Source organism: Bosea sp. PAMC 26642, assembly GCF_001562255.1.
Lineage (GTDB): Bacteria > Pseudomonadota > Alphaproteobacteria > Rhizobiales > Beijerinckiaceae > Allobosea.
Map to the genome: position 1 here is coordinate 1,632,846 of NZ_CP014301.1, position 23,467 is coordinate 1,656,312.

A 23,467-nucleotide genomic window follows, 5' to 3' on the forward strand; every position below is an offset into this window, starting at 1 on the left:
TCAATGCGCCGCGAGCGCACTTTCGGCCTGCGGCTTGATCTCGACTGATTCGCCGCAACCGCAGGCAGAAACCTGATTGGGATTGTTGAAGACGAAGGTCGAGGAAAAGCGGTCGGTCTTGAAATCGAGTTCGGTGCCGAGCAGGAACAGGACGGCCTTGGCATCGACGATCACGGTCGCGCCCTTCTCCGTGACGACCTCGTCGCCCTTGGCCGTTTCGTGCGCGACTTCGAAGGTGTATTCCATACCCGCACAGCCACCCTTCTTGACGCCGACGCGCAAGCCGAGTGCAGGGGCGGCCACATCCGACGCCGAGTGCGCCATGATCTCGCGAATGCGCGCGGCGGCACCATCGGTCAGCGACACGACCTTGAAGCCCGGAATCGAAAACATCTGTTGTCCCTCCCCGACCGGATTCAAGGTCCGGTGAAGCAAGATTGCATCGCCTAACATAAGGATTGACGAACCCGGCGTCGAGATGCCGCCACGCGCAACCCCTCTCGGCCTGCGCGCCTTGCATGACTTGGCGGGTCATGCACTCTGGCGGCCTCGAAACCAACGACGAAAAACTCATGACCTACCGGCTGCACCGCCCCGAAGCGCTCCGCGCCCTTGTTCGCGAGATGGTCGCCAAAGCTGGCTGGACCGACGCTGAGGCTCAAGAAACCGCCGACCATCTGGTGCTGGCCAATCTCAGCGGCCATGACAGCCATGGCGTCGGCATGATCCCGCTTTATTTCCAGTCCCTGGCCGATGGGAACCTGTCGCCGACTTCCGCACCCAGCGACAGGCTGGACGCTGCACCGTTTCTGATCGTCGATGCGCAGGTCTCGCTCGGCCAGCCGACGGCTCGCAACGCGGTCGAGCGCGCCGTTCCGATGGCGAAGGCAGGCGGCGTCGCCATCCTGAATCTTCTCGACGCCCACCACATCGGCCGCATCGGCCATTATGCCGAAGTCGCAGCGCAGGCCGGGCTGATCTCGCTGTTCTGGGTCAACGTCGCCGGCCGCCCGCCGATCGTCGCCCCCCATGCGGCCAAGGAAGCGCGCTTCGGCACCAATCCTCATGCGATCGGCATACCGCTGCCCGGTGGTGACCCGATCATTCTGGATTTCGCCACGAGCCGGATGGCGCATGGCAAGGCCCGCGTCGCGTTCAACAAGGGCGAGCAGGTGCCGCCGGGCTACATCATCGATGGCGAAGGCCGCCCCACGACGGAGCCCAGGCACGTCTTCCAGCACGCCATTCCGGACCTTCCGCTTGGTGCGCTGCTGCCGTTCGGAGACCACAAGGGCGCCGGTCTCTCGCTGATCGTCGAACTGCTATCGGCCGGCCTGATGGGAGCGGCCCGTATCGACCAGAAGCCGCAGAAGAGCTGGATCATCAACTCGCTCTTCGGCATCCTGATCGACCCCGCCCGGCTGGAGCCGGACGAGGCGCTACGCAAAAGCCGGATCGAGAGCTATCTCGCCTTCGTGCGGGCAGCAAAGCCGCAGGAGGAGGCCAACCCGGTGCTGGTGCCCGGTGACAAGGAGCGCGCAACGCGCGTTGAGCGCCAGCGGAACGGCATCCCGCTCGACGACGAGACCTGGTCGCAGATTACGGCCGCCGCAAAGCGCTTCGGCATCGATGCCGAGAGTTTCGACTGAGCTTGATGATTTGCCGCGGAAACACCGCCGTCATCCCGGACAAGCCGCATAGCGGCGCAGATCCGGGATCCATCATAGAGCGCTGTTGTTCCCTACGATGGATCCCGGATCTTCGCTTCGCTTCGTCCGGGATGACGGCGGTGTGTTGGAAAAGATAAAACCGTCAAGACAGCCGCGCCAGCGCCTCTGCGATCTTGATCTTGCGTGCTTCCGCCGCCGCTTTGCGCTCGCGGTTCTCTTCAACGACCTCCTCGGGCGCGCGCGCCATGAAATCGGGATTGCCCAGCTTCTTGTCGACGACAGCGATATCCTGGTCGAGCTTGGCCATTTCCTTGATCAGGCGGGACCGCTCGACGTCGAGGTCGATGATGCCTGCCAAGGGCAGGGCCGCGACCTCGCCGCGCACGATGATCTGTGCCGACTGGGCCGGCGGCGTCTCCTCGAAGGCGATTTCCGAGATGCGCGCCAGCCGCTCGATCATCGGCCGCCAGCTCTCGATCGTCGCTCGCGTCGCGGGCGAAGCGTTGACCAGCACCAGTGGCGCCTGCGTTCCGGCCGGGACATTGATCTCCGAGCGCACCGAGCGAATATCGGAAATCAGATCGACGACGAAACCGATCTCGGCCTCCGCCGCCTCGTCCTTCAGCGCCGCAAGCTCGGGCCAGCGTGTCAGGCAGACCAGCGCATCGTCGCCGGCAGCGAGCGAGCGCGGAGCCCCCTCACCTGCCTTTTGCGCCCAAAGCTCCTCGGTCAGGAACGGCATGAACGGGTGCAGCAGTTGGCAGATCAGGTCGATGACATGCGCGACCGTCGCCTGTGTCTCCGCCTTCTCGGCCGGATCGACACCCTCGCCTTGCAGGACCGGCTTCGCCAGTTCGAGATACCAGTCGCAGAACTGGCCCCAGACGAAGCGATAGGCCGCGCCTGCCGCCTCGTTGAACCTGAAGCTCGGGATTCCGGCCGCGATCTCGTCCGCCGCGCGCGCCGCCTCGCTCAGTATCCAGCGGTTGAGCGGTTGCTTCACGGACGCAGGATCGAAGCCCTCGACTCGAGCACAGCCGTTCAGTTCGGCGAAGCGCGCCGCGTTCCAGATCTTGGTCGCGAAGTTGCGATAGCCCTCGACACGCGCGGTAGAGAGTTTGATGTCGCGTCCCTGCGCCGCCATGGCGGCAAGCGTGAAGCGCAGCGCATCGGCCCCATACTGGTCGATCAGGACCAGCGGATCGATGACGTTGCCCTTCGACTTCGACATCTTCGCGCCCTTCTCGTCGCGAACGATGGCGTGGATGTACACGTCCTTGAACGGCACCTCGTCCATGAAGTTCAGGCCCATCATCATCATCCGGGCAACCCAGAAGAAGATGATGTCGAAGGCGGTGACGAGCGTCGCAGTCGGATAGTAGCGCTTCAGCTCCGACGTCTCCTCGGGCCAGCCGAGAGTCGAGAACGGCCACAGCGCCGACGAAAACCATGTGTCGAGCACGTCTTCGTCGCGGATCAGCGCGACCGTCCCGCCATAATGACCGAGAGCCTGCGCCTGTGCCGCGGCTTCCGACTCGGCAACGAAGACCTCGCCGTCGGGTCCGTACCAGACCGGAATCTGGTGCCCCCACCAGAGCTGGCGCGAGACGCACCAGGGTTCGATGTTCTCGAGCCAGTCGAAATAGACCTTGTTCCAGCTCTCCGGAGTGATCTTCGTCCGGCCGTCCCGGACGGCCTTCAGGGCACGCTGCGCCATGGGCTTGACGTCGACATACCACTGGTCGGTCAGCCAGGGCTCGATCACGACGTCCGAGCGGTCGCCATGCGGCACGGTGTGACCATGAGGCTCGATCTTCGCGAGATATCCTCGCTCCGCCATCATCGCGACGATGGCCTTGCGTGCGGCGAAGCGGTCGAGCCCGTTCAATGCGAGCGTCCCGGCCTCCAGCGGGCCGTCGCCGGCGAAGTCGTCATTGTCTTGAAGCAGGATATGAGCTTCGCCGTCCAGCATATTGACGATGCGCAGCTTGTGACGCCGACCGACCTCGAAATCATTGAAATCATGAGCCGGCGTGATCTTGACCGCACCCGTGCCCTTCTCAGGGTCGGCGTAATCGTCGCCGAAGATCGGAATGACGCGACCGACCAGCGGCAGGACGACGTTGCGGCCGATCAGATGGCCGAGCGTATCGTTCTCGGGATGGACCGCGACGCCGGTGTCGCCCAGCATCGTCTCCGGCCGAGTCGTCGCTACGGTGATGAAGGTCGAGGCGTCGTCGGCATCGTACACCGTACCTTCGAGGGGATAGTTGAAATAGTAGAGATGCCCGTTCGGATCCTTGTTCAGGACCTTGTCGAGCTTGGCGGCATCGAACGCCTCTTCCCCGCCGCGCTGCCATTTGAACGAGCCGAGCTTTTCGACCTGGACGACTTCGAGGTCCGAAATCGCGGTCTGGAACTTTGGATCCCAATTGACCAGGCGCTTGGCACGATAGATCAGCCCCTGCCTGTGCAGGGCGACGAAGACCTTGACGACGGACTGGCTCAGGCCCTCATCCATGGTGAAACGCTCGCGTGACCAATCGCAGGAAGCGCCGAGCCGCTTCAACTGGTTGACGATCGTCCCCCCGGATTCCTCCTTCCAGCGCCAGACCTCCTCGAGGAAGGCCTCGCGGCCCATCGTCCGGCGGTCGGTCTTGTTCTCGGCTGCGAGCCTGCGCTCGACCACCATCTGCGTCGCGATGCCTGCATGGTCGGTTCCCGGCTGCCAGAGCACGTCCTTGCCGCGCATTCGCTCGAAGCGGCACAATGCGTCCTGCAGCGTGTTGTTGAGCGCGTGGCCCATATGCAGCGAACCGGTGACGTTGGGCGGTGGGATCACGATGCAATAGGGCTCGGCCCCGGGCGCAGCCCCGCGCCCGGCCTTGAAGGCCTCGGCCCTCTCCCACGCGGCGCTGACGCGTGCCTCGACGGTCGCCGGCTCGAATGTCTTGTCCATCATCGCTTCGCTCGAACGCAAAACGGCCGGGGACCCTGCCCCGGCCGCAAAAATCAAAGGCCAATCGGTCTTCCGCCTTAAGAGCCCATGCAGCCCCTGTACGTCAACGCTTTCGACAGGCGCTTGCTTGGCGGGCCAGCGGGAGACCGATGTCGCCTACGATGCGCACTGCAGATACGCACCGGCAGGCAAGAGCGTTCCGGCACCTCTGGAGGCGACCCGGTCGCCCGCGAAATTGCTACGGAACCGTTGCCCATCCCGCTGGTTGAGCCCGCAACAGTTCAGGAGGATTTCCGATGACCCACCAGACAGATCAGGACATTGCCTGGAAGATGATCGAGGAGATCGATCTGTGCATGTTCGTCACCCATGACGGTTCAGGGGAACAGCTTCGCGCCCGCCCGATGAGCGCCCATCCAGTTCGCGATGAGGACGCGATCTATTTCCTGACTGACACCCAGGGCCATAAGGACGAAGAGGTCGAGATCAACGACAATGTCTGTCTGACCTTCGCCGACAACAGTGCTTATCGCTACCTGTCTGTCACCGGCACCGCCAACGTCCTCGACGATCGCGCCAAAATCGCCGAGTTGTGGGATTCCGACGCAGAGGCGTTCTGGGATAGCAAGGATGATCCCAGCATACGCCTTCTGCGCGTGCGACCGGCGATGGCGGAGTTCTGGGACAGCCCCGGCAAGATCGTCACGACCATCAAGATGGCGGCCGCCGCGATCACCGGCTCCAAACCGGACATTGGCCAAAACCGCAAGGTGGCACTCTAGGCCGACGCCACTCTCGTCATGCATGACCACAAGGATGGATCGTTATGAATTTGCTCGTTCACGCGCTCGGCGCATGGTTTGCCACCGAAGCCGCCTCTGGTCGGTACTCCCGCCCCGTTGCCGTCGGGATTGCAATGTTGGTCTCGCGCCTCGGAACGCCGACGGCGGTGCTGGCGCTCGCAGGTCTGGCCTATAAAAAGCTGAGAGACGAAGGTGCCTTCGACAGGCTTTCGACCGCCCCCGCCGACGAACGCCGCGCGCCGGGCCGCTGATAGTGGCCTCTCAGTGCCGGCCGCCGCGGGCCACGCGCTCGATCTCGGCACGCACGAGACGCTCAACCATCGTCGGCAAATTGTCGTCGAGCCAGCTTTTCAGCATCGGCCTGAGCATGTCCTTTACCAAATCCTCGAGTGTCCGGGCATTGTTGCTCAGCACGGTATGAGCCAGCTGGCCAAAGGCGGTGTTCACGGCAGAGCTGGTCTGGTCCGACAACAGCGAGGCCATGTCGAATGGCACGGCGGCAGGTGCCTGAACCTGCGGCGGTGGTGGGACGACCAGCTCGGGCGGCGGCAAAACAGGCGGCTCCGGAGGCGCAGGCGCTGGCGCCTCGGTTTCCAGAAAGTCGACATCCGCGTTTGCATCGATCGGCGCAGGCTCGACGAGGTTCGCCTCTGCCCCGAGGTCGAGCACGTCGTCCTCTGGCTGGGTCGCCGCGGCGGCGCCGGCGAGAAGCGCCGAGAGGTCGGGATCCTGCGCTGGCGCGGCGGCAGGCTCTTCCACCACCGGTTTCTCGTCATCCGAGATGATCCGACGAATGGAGGCGAGGATCTCCTCCATTGATGGTTCGCTGGGCTTCGGCTGCGCGCTCATTTTGGGTCCGGACCACTCGACACCGGGCGCGCCGACAGAATCAACGTCGCTCCATCGCCAAGTATTTCACGCAGGCCGTGTCAAGCAAGGCGGCAGCGGACCCGCCCACAGGAGAAATCCCGTCTGTGGCGAGAATGCATCCGAAACGAATGCTGTCAGGGCCCATCGCAACCCCATGACGCATCGCCGAATAAAAATGAAAAATCCCGACGTCTGCGACGCCGGGATTTTGAAATCGTCAATGGCAACCGCAGCTCAGCGGCCGTCTGGCGTCTGCGTACCCCAGAGCAGGCCCTTGACCTGATCGTAATGCCGGCGAGCGTCATAGACGTCCGTCCTCAGCCTCAGCCCTTCGGCCGAGAGCCGCCCGACCGCGGAGAGTGTCGCATATGATGCCACGACCCGGTCGCGCTGTGCGGTCACCAGCGTCGAACGGGCGCTGACCAGTTCCTGCTGGGCGTTCAGCACGTCCAGTGTGGTGCGCTGGCCGACCTTGGCCTCTTCGCGAACACCGGCAAGAGCGGTCTCCGCTGCCTGAACCTGAGCCTGGGCGGCGATGATCTGGGCTTTGGCGGCTTCCAGACCGCCCCAGGCGGACACGACGGCGGCACGAACGGTATCGCGCTGCGAATCGACCTCAATGCGGCGCTGACCGGCTGTTTCCTTGGCCTGCCGGGTCCGCGAATAGACGACCCCGCCCTCGTAGATCGGCACCGTCAGCGTGCCGACGACGCTGGCGCTCGCACGGTTGTCGCCGAACTGCTGGGTATCATAGCGCTGCTGCACGATGCCGCGAACGCCGAGCACCGGATAAAGATCGGCCTCGGTCACCTTGACCTGGAGTTCGGCTGCATCGACGCCGTGCAACGAGGCGATGATGGCAGGATGGTCGGACAGAGCCGTGGTCAGCGCCGCCGGAAGGGACTTCGGCAGCAGGTTCTCGACCGGCTTGGCCGGAGCAAGCCGGGCAGGCTCCGCGCCGACGTTCTGACGATAACGGGCGATGCTGGTCTTCAGATTGGATTCGGCGAGAATCGCCTGCGACTGCGACGAGGACAGGCGCGCTTCGGCCTGCGCCACGTCGGTACGGGTCACTTCACCGACCTGGAAGCGATCGCGCGTCTGGCGCAGCTGCTCTTCCAGAACTTCGACGTTGTTGCGGTTCAGCGTCAGGATCGCCGTGTCACGCAGAACGTTCATATAGGAGGTCGCGGCATCGAGCAGCACGTTCTGCTCGGTGTTGCGCAGCGTGGCACGCGCGCCCAGCACCAGCGATTCGGCCTGGCTCACCGAGCTGCGCGTCTTGCCGCCGTTGAAGATGTTCTGGTCGACCTGGACGCCCGCGCCGCGCGGGCCAAGTCGCGAGGTAGAATTGCCCAATCCGGGCAGGTTCGAATCGACGATGCTCGCACCAATATCGGCCGAGGCCGTGATCGTCGGACGATATCCCGAAAGCGCCTGCGGTACGTTCTCATTGGTGGCACGCACGGATGCGCGCTGGGCGTTCAGGGTCGGATTGGCGCTATAGGCCCGCGACAGAGCCGCATCCATGGTCTGGGTCAGCGCAGATGTCGCGCTGGCTGCCAGCAAGAGTGCGGCGAGAACGCCGTGAGCCCCAAACGAGGCGGTTTTCCGAGTGAATATCGATCGTGTCAAAGGACGCCTCTTGCAGACTGTTTTTACGTCCAGGCAAAGCCCAGCCTAGGCCTATACCTCTTTATCTAATACCCGGCCCGCACCCGCGCACCAAACGCTGCAACGGCATAACCGGCCATTTCCAAGCAGCAGTCGCAAAAATGCGACACTTTCCATCGGCCCGCGCCTCAGAATTCGAATGCCGGAACCCGGCGAAACTCCTCGATCGCCGGCGCAGCGGCGTCGAATACCGGCCGTCCCGACATGGTTGAACCTGATTTCTGATAGAGCTTGACCCGCGCCGAGCGACCCAACCCCTCGATCGCGATCAGCCGTCCGCCTGGACGCACCAGAGCGAAAAGACGCTCGGGCGCGGTTTCGCAGGCGCCGCTGACCAGCACGACATCGAAGGATTCGTCCTTGGGCGTTGCGGCGCTCAGCGTGACGCCGCCGATTCCGGCCTGTTCCAACGCGATGCCCGCTTGCGCAAAAGCTGCAGGATCCGGCTCCCAGAGCGTAACCTGGCCGCCCATCGCTGCCATCAGGCCCGCGCCGTAACCGGTCCCGCCGGCGTAATCGAGCGCGCTTTCTCCCGGTTGCAGGTCGAGCATCTGGATCATCCGCGCCACCACCATCGGCGCCATCAGAGCCCTGCCGGTGCCGGGCAACGGAACGGACTGGTCGAGATAGGCCAGATGAGATGCGGATGCAGGGACGAACGCCTCGCGCGGCACCGAATCGGCGGCCGCGAGCACGGCACGGTCGGTCACCTCATAGGTCCGCAGCTGACAATCGACCATCATGCGACGAAGCTCGGCGAAGCGGTCCATGGTCCTATCCCCGTTATCAGCCACCCAGGCCCGGTACCGGCTCATGATGGCAGGCACCGATCGGGCAACGTTGGCGCAGCGCCCCCACAGCGTCGCCCGTACCCTGCTTGTGTTCGAGCCAGCCGGAAAACGCAAGACTTCGAGGGCTCGCGGCGGCGCCGCAGCCCGAACTCTCGACGATCACGGTTTCTAAAATTGGAATTATTGGAGGCCTCGCCCGGAATCGAACCGGGGTGCAAGGATTTGCAGTCCTCTGCGTAACCACTCCGCCACGAGGCCATCCGGGAGCGCTGGCAAGCGACGCGCTCCATTGGGGTCGCCTATAACCACATGCCGGGCCCGCCTGCAACCCGGACATCGGAAACGCCGCGCGGGCACGCCGGATCGATGGCGCAGATGACGATTTCCCGACATGGCGACGACACGAGGGGTTGCGTCCCCCGGGTCGCATCGCTATACGCGGCCACCGGTCCCGGATAGCTCAGCGGTAGAGCAATCGACTGTTAATCGATTGGTCGCAGGTTCGAATCCTGCTCCGGGAGCCAGTCTTATCCTTCAGCTTCGATGCGGCGTGTCTGCCCTAATGCCTGGCCCTCAGGGGCGGCAGGTGAAGCGGTACGCCTCCCCGCCGAAGCGCGAGGAATAACTCCAGATCATCACGCCCGACTGCTTTGCGTAGACAAAGGCAGTGACGCTGCCGGAGCGCACGCCCGAAGCCGAGAAGCTGCCATCGGGCTGGTCGATCACGCTGAGCGCATTGCCGTTGACGGTGTCGAAAACCCATTCCATCGGCGCATTCGTGCCGATCGTCTGAGCGACCCGGAGCGTGATCATCGGCCTGTCGGTGTTGACGACGATCTGATTGATGAAGACGTCGCGGGTGCCGTTGGTCGGCGTGCCATCGACATAGGCGCAGGACATCGTCAGCGTCGCTGCCTGCGCGGCGCCTTGCACCATGACGCCGAGGCCAGACCACAGCCATGGACGCATCGCAGCTTTCATCGACGCCCCATCGATTCGTTGTTCTCGCACGAGGATGAGCAAGAACGCGACGTACTGACAACCGTTCGCTTCATCTCGTCTCCTGATGAACGGCGCTGAACTTTCCCGTTCACACGCCGTTGTCCCGCCACGGTGTCAGATCGGGCATCGATCGTGAACCGTCAGGAAACCATATGCGCAAGCTTCTCATCGCCGCCGCCTTCGCTATCGGCGCGGCGACCTTAACATCGGGCGCCATCGCTGCCCCTGCAGTCGCTGGCGCTACCGATCTCTCGATGCCGACCGACATACAACAGGCACAATATGGCGGCCGGTCGTCCGGCATGGCGTACGAGGGTCGTCGCGGGCGCTCGCGCTATTACGCGGCGCCTCGGCGTTATGGACCTCCGGGCCGCGGCTATGGCCGTCGCTATGGCGGACCGCCGCCCCATGCGCGGGCCTGGGGTCGCCGTGGTTACGACCGGCCCTACTATCGCTATTGAACACCGATAGCGGCGACGCTGAAACGACTTGGCCGCCGGGCAGTTCCGTCCGGCGGCCTTTCCTTGACGCTCCTTGGCGATCGGATGGAACCGGCCGATCCCCGGCAGGTTTGTGAAGAAAGCAAGGGAGGATGCCATGACGAAGACGGATCAAAAGGCCGGACAGCCTGAAGCCTTGGCGACTTTTGCCGCGAGCGCACGCAATGACGGACACAAACCCGAATCGATCGGTCTTGGCGCGACGCCCGAGACAGCCGCGATCCCAACCTCGTCCGAAGCGAAGGCGGATGCCGCAACGCGCGTGCTTCAGGAAGGCGTCACCGGTCACGATCGAAATGCCGACGAGGCGATCGACGCCCTCCCCGACCGTACCGCCAAAGCCCGCCGCTGATGGCAGTGGCGGAAGGACTGGTCGGCAGCAAGTCGGGGCCCTAGCTGGAGCACATGACAAAAGCCTCGCTCTGCTGGTTTCGCGACGATCTGCGCCTGACCGACAATCCAGCTCTGGCATCAGCCGTGGCTCATGGCAGGGTGCTTTGCCTTTATGTCATCGACGAAAGCGATGAGCGCCGTGCGCGTGGCGGGGCCTCATGCTGGTGGCTGGCGCAGTCACTGGCGGCGCTCCAGGCCGACATTACCGCCAAAGGCGGCAAGCTTCTCGTGGTACGTGGTGACCCGGCCGAGCTTGTTCCTCACATCGCTGCCGAAACAGGCGTCGATCACATCGCCTGGAATCGTCGCTACGAAGGCGCTGCCATCGCCCTCGACAAGACGTTGAAAGAGAAGCTGACGGGCAAGGGCCTTCGCGTCGAAAGCCATAACGCCAATCTCCTGAACGAACCCTGGGACGTGACGACGAAGGCGGGGACGCCGGTGAAGGTGTTTTCCCCTTATTGGCGGGCCGCTCGCCTCAGGGGCGAACCGACAGCCCCCAGACCCGCACCCAAGCGGATCGAGGCCCTCGAACTGCCGGCGTTACTTGAGGCGATGATGATCGACATCGAGGCGCTCGGCCTCGAGCCGACGAAACCGGACTGGGCCGGCGGTTTGCGCGCCGAATGGACGCCGGGCGAGGCCGGGGCAACGTCGCGCCTGACGACCTTCCTGGAAGGCGCTCTCGGCGGGTATGCCGAAGGTCGAAACCGGCCCGACTACCTCTCGACCTCGAAGCTCTCGCCGCATCTGCGCTTCGGCGAGATCGGACCGCGCCAGATCTGGCACGCGACGCAGTTGGCGCGCGAATCGGGCCAGGCAGCCGGGCAGCCCGCCGATGCGGAGAAATTCCTCACCGAACTCGGCTGGCGCGAATTCTCCTATCATCTGCTGTTTCATAACCCCGATCTGGCGAAGGTGAACTTTAACAGCCGCTTCGACGCCTTTCCCTGGCGTGACGACGACCATGCGCTGCAAGCCTGGCAGCGCGGCCGGACCGGATATCCCATGGTCGATGCCGGCCTGCGGGAGCTCTGGACGACGGGCTGGATGCATAACCGCGTCCGGATGATCGTCGCCTCTTTCCTGATTAAGCATCTGCTGATCGACTGGCGCCGGGGCGAGGACTGGTTCTGGGACACCCTGGTCGATGCCGATCCGGCAAACAATGCTGCTAGCTGGCAATGGGTCGCGGGTTCCGGCGCCGATGCGGCGCCCTATTACCGCATCTTCAATCCGGTCTCGCAGGGCGTGAAGTTCGATCCCGACGGCGTCTATGTCCGGCGCTGGGTGCCGGAGATCGCCGGACTGGACGACGACACGGTCCACCAGCCATGGCTGGCGAATGCCGCTCAACTGGACAAGACTGGCATCACGCTCGGAAATACATATCCCCGTCCGATCGTCCCGCTCGAGCTCGGGCGGGAGAGAGCCCTGGCGGCACTTGCGACATTGAAGCCGGCTTGAGTTTTGGGCCTTGGCGCGACGTCGGCCAGTGCGTCGCCGGTCTGCCGCCGCGCCCGGAACGACGTCCCTCGCCGGCTAATCTTTCCGGTTGCTCCAGCCGGTCGCCTTTGCCACCAGCCGGAAATAGGCCGGATAGGGCAGCAGATTCGCCGCCTTCAGGATCCAGGACAGCCGACGCGGAAACGCGATCTCGAAGCCGCCTTGCTCGAAGCCGTCGACGGTCCGCTTCGCTGCCTCGTCGACCGACATCAGGAAGGGCATCGGAAAATCGTTCTTCCGGGTCAGCGGCGTATCGATGAACCCGGGATTGACCACCTGCAGCCTGATGCCAAGGTGTTCGCAGTCGAACTGCAGCGCTTCGCACATATGGATGGCGGCGGCCTTGGAGGCGCCGTAGGCGGCGGCTTTCGGCAGCCCGCCATAGCCCGCGATCGAGGCATTGACGGCGATCTGCCCACGGCGGCGCGGCTTCATCCGCTCCAGAGCGACCGCAATCCCCTTGGCAGCGCCCAGCGCATTGACCGCAAACGCCTGTTCGAACGCCGCGATGTCGAGCGTGCCGGCCCTGACATAAGGGGCGACACCTGCATTGAGGAAAGCCAGTGCGATCGGCCCGTGGACGCTTTCGACGGTATCGACGACCGCCTGCAGCGCGGCATGGTCGGTGACGTCGCCCGCATGGGCGACGACGCGACCCGCCAGCCCCTCGGCGCGTCTCGCGATCTCCTCGAGCTGGTCGAGCCGGCGGGCTGTGATCGCCACCGTCCAGCCGCGTCGCGCCAGTTCGAGAGCCACGGCCTCCCCGATGCCCGAGCTGGCTCCTGTGATCCAGGCGACGCCGTCCTGCGGCTTCATGCGCGGCAATCTCATCGCGGCTCCGGCGGTTCGTCCAGCCGTCGGGGCCGCGACTCCTGACGCCAGTCTAATGCAAGACGGCTCCGGAAAGCCTAACGCCCGCCGGCCGGCTGGCACGAGCGATTCCGATCGACAGTCGCGGTCAAACCGGCTGTGGCGCGAGAACCCCGATCCGTGCAAACTCCGCCCGCACATTCAAAGCCGACCTCAGCCGATCCGAAAAGCGACCCGACGATGCCGACCGAACTGCTCTTCCGCCAGGATGCCTATCTCGCCGAAACGCAGGCGACCGTCGAGGCCGTCAACGACCGCGGCGGCATCGTCCTCGACCGAACGGTTTTCTACGCCACCGGCGGAGGCCAGCCCGGCGATGGCGGCGTGTTGCGCCTCGCCGAAGGCAGCGAGATCGCAATCGGTACCGCGATCTACGACCCCGAAGACAAGAGCCGCATCATCCATGTCCCGGTCGAGGACGCCCCGCTGCTGCAACCCGGCGACACCGTGACGGCGATGCTCGACTGGAACAGGCGGCTGAAGCGCATGCGCATCCACACCGCGCTCCATCTGCTCAGCGTCGTCCTGTCCTACCCCGTCACCGGTGGCTCGATCGGCGACGGCGACGGTCGGCTCGATTTCGACATTCCCGAAGGCGGCCTCGACAAGATCGAGATCAGCGACAAGCTCAACGCGCTGATCGCTCGCAATGCCGAGGTCACCGAGAGCTGGATCACCGACGACGAACTCGACGCCAATCCCGGTCTCGTCAAGACGATGCGGGTGCAGCCGCCGCGCGGTTCCGGCCGCGTTCGCCTCGTGGCGATCGGCGACATCGATCTTCAGCCCTGCGGCGGCACCCATGTCCGCAACACCGCCGAGATCGGCCTTGTCGCGGTCACCGATATCGAGAAGAAGGGCAAGCAGAACCGGCGCGTCCGCATTGCACTGGCCTGACCGAGGCGTTCCAGCCGCCGCAGAGCGGCGCAAGACCTGAGGAAACGAAAAACCATGCCCAAGGACAACGTCTTCGTTTCGACGGAATGGCTCGCCGAGCGCCTGAACGCGCCCGATATCGTCGTGGTCGACGGCTCCTGGTACCTGCCGGTCCATGCCCGCGATCCCCATGCCGACTATGCCGCGCGTCGCATTCCCGGCGCCCTGCGCTTCGACATCGACGCGGTCAAGGACACCGCCTCAGACCTGCCCCACATGCTGCCCCGCCCGGAAGTCTTTGCGGCGACGGTCGGTGCCATGGGCATCGGCGACGGTATGCGCATCGTCGTCTATGACGGGCTCGGCCTGTTCTCGGCCCCGCGCGTCCGCTGGACCTTCAGGACCTTCGGCGCCAGGGACGTCGTCATTCTCGAAGGCGGTTTTCCGAAATGGCAGGCGGAAGGCCGCGCCGTGGAAGAGGGGCCGCCCCGTAGCCGCGCCGCCAGGACCTTCACCGCCCGCCTCGACCATTCCGCCGTTGCGGACGCCGGCGATGTCGAGCGCGCGCTGGCGAGCGGCGGGATCCAGGTCGTCGATGCCCGTCCGGCCGACCGCTTTCGCGGCGAGGCGCCCGAACCTCGCGCCGGCGTCCGCTCGGGCCATATGCCGGGCTCGCTCAACCTGCCTTTCCCGGCGATCATGCAGGATGGCCAGCTGAAATCACCCGATGCGATCGCGACCGCCTTCGCGGAGGCCGGCGTCGATCTCGACAGGCCGATGATCACGAGCTGCGGCTCGGGCGTCTCGGCCTCCATCCTTTCGGCGGCGCTGGAAACCATCGGCAAGCCGGCGCGCGCGATCTATGACGGCTCCTGGGCCGAATGGGGCGCCAGCGATCGGCCGCTCGCGACCGGGCCAGCGAAGAAGGGCTGAGCCATGGCCGACCACGATCACCCTCACCACGATCACGAGCCACGCTGGAAGCATGACGGCGTCCGCGTCGTCACCGGCGACAAGCTCGACTCCAACACCGCCCAGACGCCCGGCATGTTTCGCCAGGCCGCGATCAACCACGCCCGCGTCGGCGCCCAGAAGATCTGGGCCGGCACGGTCTCGATCCAGCCCGATGCCAAGACCGGCGTGCACCATCACGGCGAACTCGAAAGCGTGATCTATGTCGTGCGCGGCAGGGCCCGGATGCGCTGGGGCGAAAAGCTCGAATTCGTGGCGGAGGCCGGACCGGGCGATTTCATCTATGTGCCGCCCTATGTCCCGCATCAGGAGATCAACGCCAGCCCCGATGAGCCGCTCGAATGCGTGCTGGTCCGCTCCGACAACGAGGCTGTCGTCGTCAACATCACCGATGTCGACCCGGTCGAGAAGCCGGAGGAAGTCTACTGGGTCGATCCGATCCACAAGCACCCTTGATGACAAAACCGTCCAAGACAGCCATGCCGCCGACGTGATGACGTTGCGACGGCTGGCATCGGCCATGCTCGCGCGCGGCTGGACGCAGGCGGCGGGCAGCGCTCATATGTCGCCACCACAGCAAGGCGGATAAGACGATGGATAACCGAAACGATCTCTGGCGGCATGTCGATGCGAGCAAGCAGCGGCTCATCGAGCTCAGCGACCGCGTCTGGGGAATGCCCGAGGTCTGCTACACGGAACAGCGCTCCTGCGCCGAACATCTTGCCGAGTTGAAGCATCAGGGCTTCCGCACCAGCGAGAACATCGCCGATATCCCGACCGCAGTGATGGGCGAGGCCGGCGAAGGCGGTCCGGTGATCGCGTTTCTCGGCGAATACGACGCCCTGCCCGGCCTCTCGCAGGAAGCCGGCGTCGCCAGCCACAAAGAGATCGAGACCGGCGGCCACGGCCATGGCTGCGGCCACAATCTGCTCGGCTCGGCCGCGCTGCTCGCCGCGACTGCGATGAAGAACTGGCTCGCCGAGAACAAGCTTCCCGGCCGCGTGCGCTATTACGGCTGCCCGGCCGAGGAAGGCGGGGCCGCGAAAGCCTTCATGGTCCGCGCCGGCGCGTTCGACGATGCAGACGTCGCGATCACCTGGCATCCCTCGAGCTTCTGGGAGGTCGCGCCGGCCCTCGCCTTGGCCAATACCCGCGCCGATTTCGTCTTCACTGGTCGCGCGGCGCACGCCGCCGCAAGCCCGCATCTCGGCCGAAGCGCACTCGACGCGGTCGAGCTGATGAATGTCGGCGTTAACTACATGCGCGAGCACATGCCCAGCGACGCGCGCGTCCACTACGCTTTGCTCGACACTGGCGGCATCGCGCCCAACGTCGTGCAGGCCCATGCACGCGTGCGCTACTCGATCCGCGCCCGCGACCTGCGCGGCATGCTTGAACTCGTGCAGCGCGTGAAGAAAATCGCCGAAGGGGCGGCGCTGATGACCGAAACCAAGATGGAGATGCGGATCGTCTCTGCGGTCTCGGACCTCCTCGCCAATACGCCGCTCGAAGAAGCGATGCACGGCATCATGGACGAACTCGGCGCGCCGCATTTCGACGATGCCGACAAGGCCTTCGCGGAGGAGATCCGCAAGACGCTGTCGCCGCAGGAGATCGCCTCGATCTGGCGCACCATCGGCATGGAGGACAGCGGCGCGCCGCTCGCCGATTTCCTGGTGCCCCGCAACGCCCAGCGCAACCCGGCGATCGGCTCGACCGATGTCGGCGACGTCTCCTGGGCGGTGCCGACCGTGCAGGCCCATGCGCCCACAGTTGCGATCGGCACGCCCTTCCACACCTGGCAGATCGTCTCGCAGGGCAAGCAGCCCGCCGCCCACAAGGCCATGGTCCATGTCGCCAAGGCGATGGCCGCGACGGGAGCGGCCGTGTTGTCCGACCCCGCGCTGATGGCCGCCGCCAAGGCCGACCACAGGAAGCGACTGGGCAAGGAAGGCTACACCTCGCCGCTACCCCCCGAGGTCAAGCCGCCGCTGACGATGTCGCTGGGGGGGTGATCCATTGTCATTCCGGGGCTTCGCGAATGCGAAGAGCCCGGAACCCATAAGCACAGGTCACCAAGGAAGAGCGAAGCGTGTTGAGTTTCGCTCTCAAACAGCCGCGCTTATGGGTTCCGGGCTCACGCCTGCGGCGTGCCCCGGAAAGACGCCCGCGACTAACGCAGCCCGTCCTCACCCTTGATCTCGCCCTTAGTCAGCCCGCCGATGCGCGGCAGCGGCCGGCCGGAATCCGTGACCGCGATCGCCACCAGAATCTCGCCGGCGCGCGGTGCGTCCGTCACCCGGACCTCGACCGCATCGAAATGCGAGCGCACGAAAGCTGCGTCCTTGTGGCCGAGCGGCACGTCGATCGGCGTCCCGAGCCCGCCGCGTTTCTTGGCCGAGGGAATCAGCGCCGGCCCCTTGCCGAGCGCCGCGCGCACCGGCGTGCCCATCTTGGGATGAAGGATCGCGGCGGCATGTTCGAGCTCCCCGCCCTCACCCACAATCGCGGCCTTGCCGAAGCTCTCGGCCTGTCCGGGCTCGATTCCCAGTGCAGCAAGGCAACGCTTCGTCAACAGATCGCCGAGCTCGACGCCGATCTCGGTCAGCTCCGACAGATCCTCCTGATACCGCCCCGCAAAAGGGTTGGCGATCACGGCGCAGGCGACGGCACGGCGCGTCGGCGGGCTAACGGTCCTACCCATTTCGAGATGGATTTCATCGACTTGGGTGAGAATCTTGCGGATGTTCGCGGGCATGGGAAGGCTCCGGCGCTAGGTGGCAAGGCGCGGGGAACCCCTCTCCTGTAAGGAGAGGGGCAGGGGTGAGGTGATGGACGTGTGACCAGTCAAATGCCGATGTGAAGGGTACTGCGGTTGGGTCGTGCTCGAGGCGGAGAACGTCCGACCCCTCACCCTGCCCTCTCCCTCCGGGAGAGGGTTCCTCGCTCGTGATTCTGATAGGATAAACACGGCCGTCACCGCTGCCCGTCCCAGACACTGATATCTGCGGCGCGCAGGCCGCCGACGCGCTCATGGATGCGTGCCCCCGTCGTCATCACCAGCACCAGCACCATTTCGTCGGCCTGGGGCGAGCCCGGGACGCCGATCTCGACCGCGCCGAAATGGCTGCGCACATAGGACGCGTTGATGTGGGTGACGGGGATGTCGATGCGCGCTCCCGGCCCCGCGACCTTCTTGGTCGAGGGCACGATCGCCTTGGCGTTGCCCAGGATCTCGCGCATGGCGTAGCCGCCCGGCACATGCCAGAGCGCGCCATGCTCCAGCTCGCCGCCTGATCCCACGATCGCGCCCTTACCATAGCCCTCGACGGTTTTCGGATCGCCGCCAAGCGCGTTCAGGCAGCGCGTCGCCATGTCGAGACCCGCAGGCTTCAGCGCCTCCATCATCGGCATGATGTCGGGCTCGTACCGGCCGGCATAGGGGTTGGTCAGCACGGCGCAGACGCAGGCGATACGCTCCGTACGGCTAGGCAGCGGCCCGAATTCGTGGAAAATTTCCTCCACAGTCGTCTGCACGCGACGGATCTGGATGAGGTCGGTCATGGCGTTCAATGCCCCATCACGATTGGTGCAGTGTGCGATGGCGGCGTGTTGCGCGAGCGGCCGGTGCGAACGATGCCGTCGATGACCACCATGCCGATGCCGGGAATGTCGCCGAGCGACACAGCATCGAGCAAGTGCGCGCCGGCGGAATGCTGCGGCTTGTCGAGGAAGACGAGATCGGCCGGCATCCCGACAGCGATGAACCCGGCATCGAGTTTGCGCACGCGCGCGGTGTTGCCGGTCGCCATGCAGAAGGCGACCTCGGGGGGAACGCCGCCCAGGCTCGACAGGAACGCGATCATGCGCAGGATGCCCAGCGGCTGCACGCCGGAGCCCGCCGGCGCATCCGTACCGAGGATCACCTTGTAGGTCAGGTTGAGCTCCGTCGCGGTCTTCACCGCCTCCAGCGCCGCGCGCTCATTGCCGTTGTGGACGATCTCGATGGCACCGCGTGCCTGTTCGCACAGCCGGCAGATCCCGGAAAAGCGGATCGAGGTGTGGCCGCCATTGATGTGGCTGATGACGTCGGGCTGGGCTTCCAGCACGATGTCCTCGCTGATCAGACTCGAACCGGCAATCGACGGCCCGCCGGTGTGGATGATCGTCTCCAGCCCGTATTTGCGGGCCCAGTCGACATGCTTCTTCGCTTCCGGCCCGGTGTTGACGGTGCCGAGGCCGATCTCGCCGATCATCTTGACGCCGGCTCGCGCCATCTCGGCATAGTCCTCCTCGACCATGCTGGTCTCGGCGATCGGCGCCCCGGCATGGATCTTGGCGCCGGTCGGTCGGAAATTCGCGAAGGTGCGCTGCGCTGTGATGGCCAGCGCCTTGACGCCGATCGGGTCCTTGGGCCGCCCGGGCAGATGCACCTCTCCGGCCGAGACGAAGGTGGTGACGCCGCCATTCACGCAGGAATCGATCCAGCCCATCTGCCCTTGCCGCGGCGTCCAGTCGCCGAAGACGGGATGGCAATGGGAGTCGATCAGGCCAGGTGCAACCGGCGAGCCCTGTGCATCGATGATGCTGTCGGCCCGGTCGCAGTCGAGATCGGCCGCTCTGCCGATGGCGCTGATGCAGCCGTCGATGGCGATGATCGTGTCCGCGTCGAGGATGGGCTGATTGAGATCGCCCGAGAGTACGAGACCCAGATTGCGGATGACCAGCTTGCCCTTGGCCGGGCCCGCCGCGACGTCATGAGCCATCTTGTCCTCCGCTTGCGGTCGGTGCCGATATCCGGTCAGGAGACAGGCAAGGATTGAATGTGTAATAACGATCATGGACGGCGTCGAACTGGCTGGCAAGAGCCTTCCCGGCGGAACGAAGCGGCTTGAGCGGGGGACGGTGATGAGCGGCGACAACGGCCGGACCGGATCGGCGGCGGCCCCTGGAAGCAAGGCGGCCGGACGATCGCGCAAAGCCCCCGCGACGCTCTCTGACGCGGAGTCCGGCTACGTCCTCGACGAACAGATCGGCTTCCTGATGCGCCGTGCCCAGCAGCGTCATATCGCGATTTTCCAGCGTATCATGGGCGATGATGGGCCCACGCCGACGCAGTTCGCCGCGATGTCGAAATTGAGCGCCGGGGGAGAGATTTCGCAGAATTTGCTGGGCCGGATGACCGCGATGGACCCCGCCACCATCAAGGGCGTGATCGCCCGGCTCGAGGAGCGCGGCCTGGTCGAGCGCCTGCCGGACCCCGACGATCAGCGCCGCCTGCGCGTCCGCCTCAGCGCCGCGGGGCACGCCGCCATTCCGGCTCTGACCGAGAAAGCGCGTGCCATCACGGCCGCGACGCTGGCGCCGCTTTCCCGCGAGGAGGCCGAGCGTCTGGTGGGCCTGCTCGCGCGGCTCGACTGAATCGGACCCGACCTGCAAAATCCGCTTGCAAACTTGTTTGTGTACTAACAATAATGTTGAGTGCTTCAGCGAGCACTCGAGCAGCGGGCGGGTATGACTTTCGAGATATCCGGACAAGACGGGCCAGCGATGATGCACGACGATATGTTCATGGCCGGGCTCGCGCGATGATGGTCCGTGTCGTCGATCGCGATGGGCAGGAGCGCGAACTTGAGGCGCTCGAAGGCTGGCGCCTGATGGAGATCATCCGCGACTGGGGGCTGCCGATCAAGGCGGAGTGCGGCGGCGCCTGCGCCTGCGCGACATGCCATGTCTATGTTGCCGACGACTGGGTCGAGCGGCTGCATCCGCCCCTCGACGAGGAAATCGACCGGCTCGACGAGGCCTTCGACGTTCGCCCGAACTCCCGGCTCTCATGCCAGATCCTGTTTTCCGCCGAACTGGATGGGCTGACGGTCGCTCTCGCACCCGACGCAAATTGAGGAGATGCCCATGAGTGAGCTCGCATCTCTCCCCGCCCGCGACGACGCGCTCGCCGCGCGCTCCCGAAAATTCGGTGCCTCGGAAGGCGAAGAGGGCATCGTGCGCTGCGACGCCTGCCCGGTGCTTTGTCGGATCAGGCCGGGCCGTTCCGGCGCCTGCTCGCGCTACGCCAACGACAACGGCCTGCTGGTCCGCACCGACCCGGTCGTGCTGCTCGCCCAGGCCGTCGAGGTCGGAGAGCCGGTCGTGCCCTTCGCCGAAAATGCGCAGGACTGGAACGGCTCGATCCTGCCTGCGGACCGGACCTTCGTCACCGGCATCGGCTCGGGCACGACCTATCCCGACTACAAGCCGGCGCCCTTTATCGTCTCCTCGCAGCATGATGGCGTCGATACGGTCACGGTCGTCACCGAGGGCATTTTCTCCTATTGCGGCGTCAAGGTGAAGATCGACACCGACCGCCATCTCGGTCCCGAGACCGCAGCCGTGCGCGTCAATGGCGAACAGGTCGGCCATGTCACGACCGCCGAATACGGCTCGCAGATGCTCTCCCTCGGCGGCGTGCGCCATCTCACCGGCGGCTCCAAGAAGGAGGGCCACACCACCTGCGACACCATGCTGAGGCTCAGCAACCGCGATCCGGTTGAACTGACGATCGACGGCGGCCATGGCGTGATCGTTCAAGCCGGCAAGGCCCCGATCGTCGACGGCAAACCCGAGACGCGCATGCGCGTCGGCTGCGGCTCGGCCACGATCGGCATTTTTGCCCGGCAATGGCTTGGCCATGTCGACGAGGTCATCGTCGTCGACGACCACATCACCGGCGTGCTGACCGAGCACCAGGCCGGACGCGTGCTCGACATGCGCCCCGCCGGCATCCGTGTGCGCGGCCGGAAATCCACGCCCGGCCGCTATTTCCAGGTCGCGCAGCCCGGCCTTGGCTGGGGCGGGACCGACATTACCGAGCCGCTCTCGATCATCCAGAAGGTCGATCCTGCTGTGGCCTGGCCAGGCATGCGCCTGCTGATGACCTCGACCACCGGCGAGGACGCGGCCTTCTTCGTGCTCGACGAGAACCTGCTGCCGGTGGAGGCGCAGATGCCTGCAGCCGTCCGCCAGGTCGTCGACCGCATCGGCGAGAATTGCGAGCCGTCGCTCTGCACCGTGACCTTCATGGCCGGTGCCGGCGGGTCGCTGCGGGCCGGCGTCACCGAAAACCCGGTGCTGCTGACGCGCTCCGTGCAGTCGGGAACGACCAGGGTCACCATGGGCGGCGCGCCGGTCTATGTCTGGCCGGGCGGCGGCATCACCGTGATGGTCGATGTGCTGCGCATGCCGAAGAACGCCTTTGGCTATGTGCCGACGCCGGCGATCGTCGCGCCGATCGAGTTCACTCTGTCGCGAGAGCTGTATCTCGCCTCCGGCGGCCATGCCGGCGAAATCGTTTCGATGGAGGAGGTCTTGAGCATCCATGGCGGTCAGGCCCGGATCGAACGGGGGGGAGCGGAAAACCCATGGCCGCTGCGGCGAAACATCGACGCATGATCCCCTCAGCCCTCATCCTGAGGAGCCGCGAAGCGGCGTCTCGAAGGATACTCCAGCCCGCTCTGGAGCATCCTTCGAGACGTGCCTTCGGCACTCCTCAGGATGAGGGCTGAGAAGCCGGACACATCTCGTGGGTGGTCATCGCACCGCTCGCCTTTCCGGCAATCGCCTGCATCTGCAGGAAGGCCCGAGCGATCTCATCATTGCTGCGTTCGGATCCCCCGTGCAGATCAAGCATGCCTATGCCGCCGCCGAAGCCGCCTTCGACGGCTTGCTCGCCCAACTCGCCAGCGAACTCACGCTGCTACGCCAACCGCTGACCGATCAGCCTCCATCCCTGACGGGCTTTACCGCACAGCGTATGGCCCGCGCCTGCTGGCCGCATCGCGGGCACTACATCACGCCGATGGCGGCCGTCGCCGGAGCCGTCGCCGATACGGTTCTGGCGGCGATGGTCGCGGCCGCGCCCGGACTCGACCGCGCCTATGTCAACAATGGCGGCGACATCGCGCTTCACCTCTCGGGGGGGCAGGTACTCGACATCGGCGTCGTGCCCTCGCTGACGCGTGCCCGTCCGGAAGGATTTCTGCGCTTGGACGCGAGAAGTCCCGTGCGCGGAGTAGCCACCAGCGGCTGGCGCGGGCGCTCCTTCTCGCTCGGCATCGCCGATGCGGTGACGGTGCTGGCCCGCTCGGCGGCGGAGGCGGACGCCGCCGCCAGCATCATCGCCAATGCCGTGACGGTCGACGACCCGGCCATCACCCGCCGGCCGGCCCGCGATCTCGATCCCGACAGCGATCTCGCGCACCTCGCAGTGACGGTCGATGTCAGGCCGCTTGCCCCGGACGCCGTCGCGGCGGCGCTCGACAGCGGCGTCAGGATGGCCGAGGCGCTCCGCTCCGAAGGGCTGATCGAAGGCGCGCTGCTGGCGCTGGCGGATGAGTGGCGCAGCGCAGGTGGCGCGGCCGCGCGGATCTTCGCCGGTTAAACCTCGACGTCATCCCGGGCGCAGCGAAGCGGAGACCCGGGATCCATGCCGGAGCCTCTCTCGGATAGCCTCAGGAATGGATCCCGGATCGGCGCGGCTGCGCCGCTTGTCCGGGATGACCGCCGAGGTTTTGAAGAGGAAACG

24 protein-coding genes and 2 tRNA genes are annotated in these 23,467 nt (G+C 65.4%); 15 read left to right on the forward strand and 11 right to left on the reverse strand.

Annotation, left to right across the window (positions count from 1 at the left end; all coding sequences use genetic code 11):
* Entirely contained in the window at positions 1-393 is a 393-nt protein-coding gene (locus AXW83_RS07655; RefSeq protein WP_066612040.1) for a HesB/IscA family protein, read from the reverse strand.
* A gap of 179 nt (positions 394-572) precedes the next feature.
* Between AXW83_RS07655 and AXW83_RS07660 the strand changes: the two genes are divergently transcribed.
* The gene (locus AXW83_RS07660) at positions 573-1,649 is read left to right on the forward strand and encodes a malate/lactate/ureidoglycolate dehydrogenase (RefSeq protein WP_066612042.1); all 1,077 of its coding nucleotides are present in this window, start codon (positions 573-575) and stop codon (positions 1,647-1,649) included.
* Between the two features lie 163 nt (positions 1,650-1,812).
* Here the strand turns inward: AXW83_RS07660 and AXW83_RS07665 are convergent, their stop codons facing one another.
* Positions 1,813-4,632 (reverse strand): valine--tRNA ligase, encoded by a 2,820-nt coding sequence (locus AXW83_RS07665; protein ID WP_066612043.1) that lies wholly within the window; start codon positions 4,630-4,632, stop codon positions 1,813-1,815.
* Between the two features lie 293 nt (positions 4,633-4,925).
* Between AXW83_RS07665 and AXW83_RS07670 the strand changes: the two genes are divergently transcribed.
* Both AXW83_RS07670 and AXW83_RS07675 read left to right on the forward strand, forming a co-directional pair.
* Positions 4,926-5,411 (forward strand): pyridoxamine 5'-phosphate oxidase family protein, encoded by a 486-nt coding sequence (locus AXW83_RS07670; protein ID WP_066612044.1) that lies wholly within the window; start codon positions 4,926-4,928, stop codon positions 5,409-5,411.
* 44 nt (positions 5,412-5,455) lie between these two features.
* On the forward strand, positions 5,456-5,683 hold the full coding sequence (locus AXW83_RS07675) for a hypothetical protein (protein ID WP_066612046.1): 228 nt from the start codon (positions 5,456-5,458) through the stop codon (positions 5,681-5,683).
* A 10-nt stretch (positions 5,684-5,693) separates the two neighbouring features.
* Here the strand turns inward: AXW83_RS07675 and AXW83_RS28140 are convergent, their stop codons facing one another.
* From AXW83_RS28140 to AXW83_RS07695, 4 genes are all read right to left on the reverse strand, one after another.
* On the reverse strand, positions 5,694-6,281 hold the full coding sequence (locus tag AXW83_RS28140; RefSeq protein ID WP_082767005.1) for a PopZ family protein: 588 nt from the start codon (positions 6,279-6,281) through the stop codon (positions 5,694-5,696).
* A gap of 255 nt (positions 6,282-6,536) precedes the next feature.
* Complete coding sequence (locus tag AXW83_RS07685) at positions 6,537-7,871, reverse strand: TolC family outer membrane protein (RefSeq protein ID WP_236841857.1); 1,335 nt, start codon at positions 7,869-7,871, stop codon at positions 6,537-6,539.
* 233 nt (positions 7,872-8,104) lie between these two features.
* Positions 8,105-8,746: a protein-L-isoaspartate O-methyltransferase family protein gene (locus AXW83_RS07690; protein WP_066612050.1), complete on the reverse strand. Its 642-nt coding sequence runs from the start codon at positions 8,744-8,746 to the stop codon at positions 8,105-8,107.
* Between the two features lie 205 nt (positions 8,747-8,951).
* Positions 8,952-9,025, reverse strand: a tRNA-Cys gene (locus AXW83_RS07695).
* Positions 9,026-9,216: 191 nt separating this feature from the next.
* Between AXW83_RS07695 and AXW83_RS07700 the strand changes: the two genes are divergently transcribed.
* Positions 9,217-9,291, forward strand: a tRNA-Asn gene (locus AXW83_RS07700).
* 49 nt (positions 9,292-9,340) lie between these two features.
* Here the strand turns inward: AXW83_RS07700 and AXW83_RS07705 are convergent.
* Positions 9,341-9,748, reverse strand: a complete 408-nt coding sequence (locus tag AXW83_RS07705) for a hypothetical protein (protein WP_156639865.1) — start codon at positions 9,746-9,748, stop codon at positions 9,341-9,343.
* 173 nt (positions 9,749-9,921) lie between these two features.
* On the opposite strand from AXW83_RS07705, the gene AXW83_RS07710 reads away from it, so the two are divergent.
* The 3 genes from AXW83_RS07710 (at position 9,922) to AXW83_RS07720 (ending at position 12,129) form a co-directional block, all read left to right on the forward strand.
* Entirely contained in the window at positions 9,922-10,230 is a 309-nt protein-coding gene (locus tag AXW83_RS07710) for a hypothetical protein (protein ID WP_066612055.1), read from the forward strand.
* Between the two features lie 73 nt (positions 10,231-10,303).
* A complete protein-coding gene (locus tag AXW83_RS07715; protein ID WP_156639867.1) occupies positions 10,304-10,621 on the forward strand; it encodes a hypothetical protein in 318 nt (105 codons plus the stop codon).
* Positions 10,622-10,674: 53 nt separating this feature from the next.
* Positions 10,675-12,129 (forward strand): cryptochrome/photolyase family protein, encoded by a 1,455-nt coding sequence (locus AXW83_RS07720; RefSeq protein WP_066612059.1) that lies wholly within the window; start codon positions 10,675-10,677, stop codon positions 12,127-12,129.
* A gap of 75 nt (positions 12,130-12,204) precedes the next feature.
* Here the strand turns inward: AXW83_RS07720 and AXW83_RS07725 are convergent, their stop codons facing one another.
* Positions 12,205-12,999, reverse strand: coding sequence for an SDR family NAD(P)-dependent oxidoreductase (locus AXW83_RS07725; RefSeq protein WP_066612061.1), 795 nt, complete (start codon positions 12,997-12,999; stop codon positions 12,205-12,207).
* 219 nt (positions 13,000-13,218) lie between these two features.
* Here AXW83_RS07725 and AXW83_RS07730 point away from each other — a divergent pair, with 219 nt between their 5' ends.
* From AXW83_RS07730 to AXW83_RS07745, 4 genes are all read left to right on the forward strand, one after another.
* Positions 13,219-13,935: an alanyl-tRNA editing protein gene (locus AXW83_RS07730; protein ID WP_066612062.1), complete on the forward strand. Its 717-nt coding sequence runs from the start codon at positions 13,219-13,221 to the stop codon at positions 13,933-13,935.
* A 54-nt stretch (positions 13,936-13,989) separates the two neighbouring features.
* Positions 13,990-14,847, forward strand: a complete 858-nt coding sequence (gene sseA / locus AXW83_RS07735) for a 3-mercaptopyruvate sulfurtransferase (protein ID WP_066612063.1) — start codon at positions 13,990-13,992, stop codon at positions 14,845-14,847.
* Positions 14,848-14,850: 3 nt separating this feature from the next.
* Positions 14,851-15,342, forward strand: a complete 492-nt coding sequence (locus AXW83_RS07740; protein ID WP_066612064.1) for a cupin domain-containing protein — start codon at positions 14,851-14,853, stop codon at positions 15,340-15,342.
* 137 nt (positions 15,343-15,479) lie between these two features.
* Positions 15,480-16,901 (forward strand): M20 family metallopeptidase, encoded by a 1,422-nt coding sequence (locus tag AXW83_RS07745; protein ID WP_066612066.1) that lies wholly within the window; start codon positions 15,480-15,482, stop codon positions 16,899-16,901.
* A gap of 158 nt (positions 16,902-17,059) precedes the next feature.
* On the opposite strand, the gene AXW83_RS07750 is transcribed toward AXW83_RS07745, so the two are convergent.
* The 3 genes from AXW83_RS07750 to AXW83_RS07760 form a co-directional block, all read right to left on the reverse strand.
* A complete protein-coding gene (locus tag AXW83_RS07750) occupies positions 17,060-17,644 on the reverse strand; it encodes an amino acid synthesis family protein (protein WP_066612069.1) in 585 nt (194 codons plus the stop codon).
* A 218-nt stretch (positions 17,645-17,862) separates the two neighbouring features.
* A complete protein-coding gene (locus AXW83_RS07755; RefSeq protein WP_066612071.1) occupies positions 17,863-18,450 on the reverse strand; it encodes an amino acid synthesis family protein in 588 nt (195 codons plus the stop codon).
* A 5-nt stretch (positions 18,451-18,455) separates the two neighbouring features.
* Complete coding sequence (locus tag AXW83_RS07760) at positions 18,456-19,652, reverse strand: amidohydrolase family protein (protein ID WP_066612073.1); 1,197 nt, start codon at positions 19,650-19,652, stop codon at positions 18,456-18,458.
* Between the two features lie 73 nt (positions 19,653-19,725).
* Between AXW83_RS07760 and AXW83_RS07765 the strand changes: the two genes are divergently transcribed.
* The 4 genes from AXW83_RS07765 to AXW83_RS07780 all read left to right on the forward strand — a co-directional run bounded on the left by AXW83_RS07765 (position 19,726) and on the right by AXW83_RS07780 (position 23,323).
* A complete protein-coding gene (locus AXW83_RS07765; RefSeq protein ID WP_236841858.1) occupies positions 19,726-20,307 on the forward strand; it encodes a MarR family winged helix-turn-helix transcriptional regulator in 582 nt (193 codons plus the stop codon).
* 167 nt (positions 20,308-20,474) lie between these two features.
* The gene (locus tag AXW83_RS07770; RefSeq protein ID WP_066612074.1) at positions 20,475-20,789 is read left to right on the forward strand and encodes a 2Fe-2S iron-sulfur cluster-binding protein; all 315 of its coding nucleotides are present in this window, start codon (positions 20,475-20,477) and stop codon (positions 20,787-20,789) included.
* Between the two features lie 10 nt (positions 20,790-20,799).
* Positions 20,800-22,335, forward strand: a complete 1,536-nt coding sequence (locus tag AXW83_RS07775; RefSeq protein ID WP_066612077.1) for a 6-hydroxynicotinate reductase — start codon at positions 20,800-20,802, stop codon at positions 22,333-22,335.
* Between the two features lie 130 nt (positions 22,336-22,465).
* Positions 22,466-23,323 (forward strand): UPF0280 family protein, encoded by an 858-nt coding sequence (locus AXW83_RS07780; RefSeq protein WP_066612078.1) that lies wholly within the window; start codon positions 22,466-22,468, stop codon positions 23,321-23,323.
* Positions 23,324-23,467: the final 144 nt, after the last annotated feature.

What these genes read in the sequence shown, in the direction of transcription:
- AXW83_RS07655 (WP_066612040.1), bottom strand. Translation starts at nt 393, where the DNA reads ATGTTTTCGATTCCGGGCTTCAAGGTCGTGTCGCTGACCGATGGTGCC.
- AXW83_RS07660 (WP_066612042.1), top strand. Translation starts at nt 573, where the DNA reads ATGACCTACCGGCTGCACCGCCCCGAAGCGCTCCGCGCCCTTGTTCGC.
- AXW83_RS07665 (WP_066612043.1), bottom strand. Translation starts at nt 4,632, where the DNA reads ATGATGGACAAGACATTCGAGCCGGCGACCGTCGAGGCACGCGTCAGC.
- AXW83_RS07670 (WP_066612044.1), top strand. Translation starts at nt 4,926, where the DNA reads ATGACCCACCAGACAGATCAGGACATTGCCTGGAAGATGATCGAGGAG.
- AXW83_RS07675 (WP_066612046.1), top strand. Translation starts at nt 5,456, where the DNA reads ATGAATTTGCTCGTTCACGCGCTCGGCGCATGGTTTGCCACCGAAGCC.
- AXW83_RS28140 (WP_082767005.1), bottom strand. Translation starts at nt 6,281, where the DNA reads ATGAGCGCGCAGCCGAAGCCCAGCGAACCATCAATGGAGGAGATCCTC.
- AXW83_RS07690 (WP_066612050.1), bottom strand. Translation starts at nt 8,746, where the DNA reads ATGGACCGCTTCGCCGAGCTTCGTCGCATGATGGTCGATTGTCAGCTG.
- AXW83_RS07705 (WP_156639865.1), bottom strand. Translation starts at nt 9,748, where the DNA reads ATGAAAGCTGCGATGCGTCCATGGCTGTGGTCTGGCCTCGGCGTCATG.
- AXW83_RS07710 (WP_066612055.1), top strand. Translation starts at nt 9,922, where the DNA reads ATGCGCAAGCTTCTCATCGCCGCCGCCTTCGCTATCGGCGCGGCGACC.
- AXW83_RS07720 (WP_066612059.1), top strand. Translation starts at nt 10,675, where the DNA reads ATGACAAAAGCCTCGCTCTGCTGGTTTCGCGACGATCTGCGCCTGACC.
- AXW83_RS07725 (WP_066612061.1), bottom strand. Translation starts at nt 12,999, where the DNA reads ATGAGATTGCCGCGCATGAAGCCGCAGGACGGCGTCGCCTGGATCACA.
- AXW83_RS07730 (WP_066612062.1), top strand. Translation starts at nt 13,219, where the DNA reads ATGCCGACCGAACTGCTCTTCCGCCAGGATGCCTATCTCGCCGAAACG.
- sseA (WP_066612063.1), top strand. Translation starts at nt 13,990, where the DNA reads ATGCCCAAGGACAACGTCTTCGTTTCGACGGAATGGCTCGCCGAGCGC.
- AXW83_RS07740 (WP_066612064.1), top strand. Translation starts at nt 14,851, where the DNA reads ATGGCCGACCACGATCACCCTCACCACGATCACGAGCCACGCTGGAAG.
- AXW83_RS07745 (WP_066612066.1), top strand. Translation starts at nt 15,480, where the DNA reads ATGGATAACCGAAACGATCTCTGGCGGCATGTCGATGCGAGCAAGCAG.
- AXW83_RS07750 (WP_066612069.1), bottom strand. Translation starts at nt 17,644, where the DNA reads ATGCCCGCGAACATCCGCAAGATTCTCACCCAAGTCGATGAAATCCAT.
- AXW83_RS07755 (WP_066612071.1), bottom strand. Translation starts at nt 18,450, where the DNA reads ATGACCGACCTCATCCAGATCCGTCGCGTGCAGACGACTGTGGAGGAA.
- AXW83_RS07760 (WP_066612073.1), bottom strand. Translation starts at nt 19,652, where the DNA reads ATGGCTCATGACGTCGCGGCGGGCCCGGCCAAGGGCAAGCTGGTCATC.
- AXW83_RS07765 (WP_236841858.1), top strand. Translation starts at nt 19,726, where the DNA reads ATGGACGGCGTCGAACTGGCTGGCAAGAGCCTTCCCGGCGGAACGAAG.
- AXW83_RS07770 (WP_066612074.1), top strand. Translation starts at nt 20,475, where the DNA reads ATGATGGTCCGTGTCGTCGATCGCGATGGGCAGGAGCGCGAACTTGAG.
- AXW83_RS07775 (WP_066612077.1), top strand. Translation starts at nt 20,800, where the DNA reads ATGAGTGAGCTCGCATCTCTCCCCGCCCGCGACGACGCGCTCGCCGCG.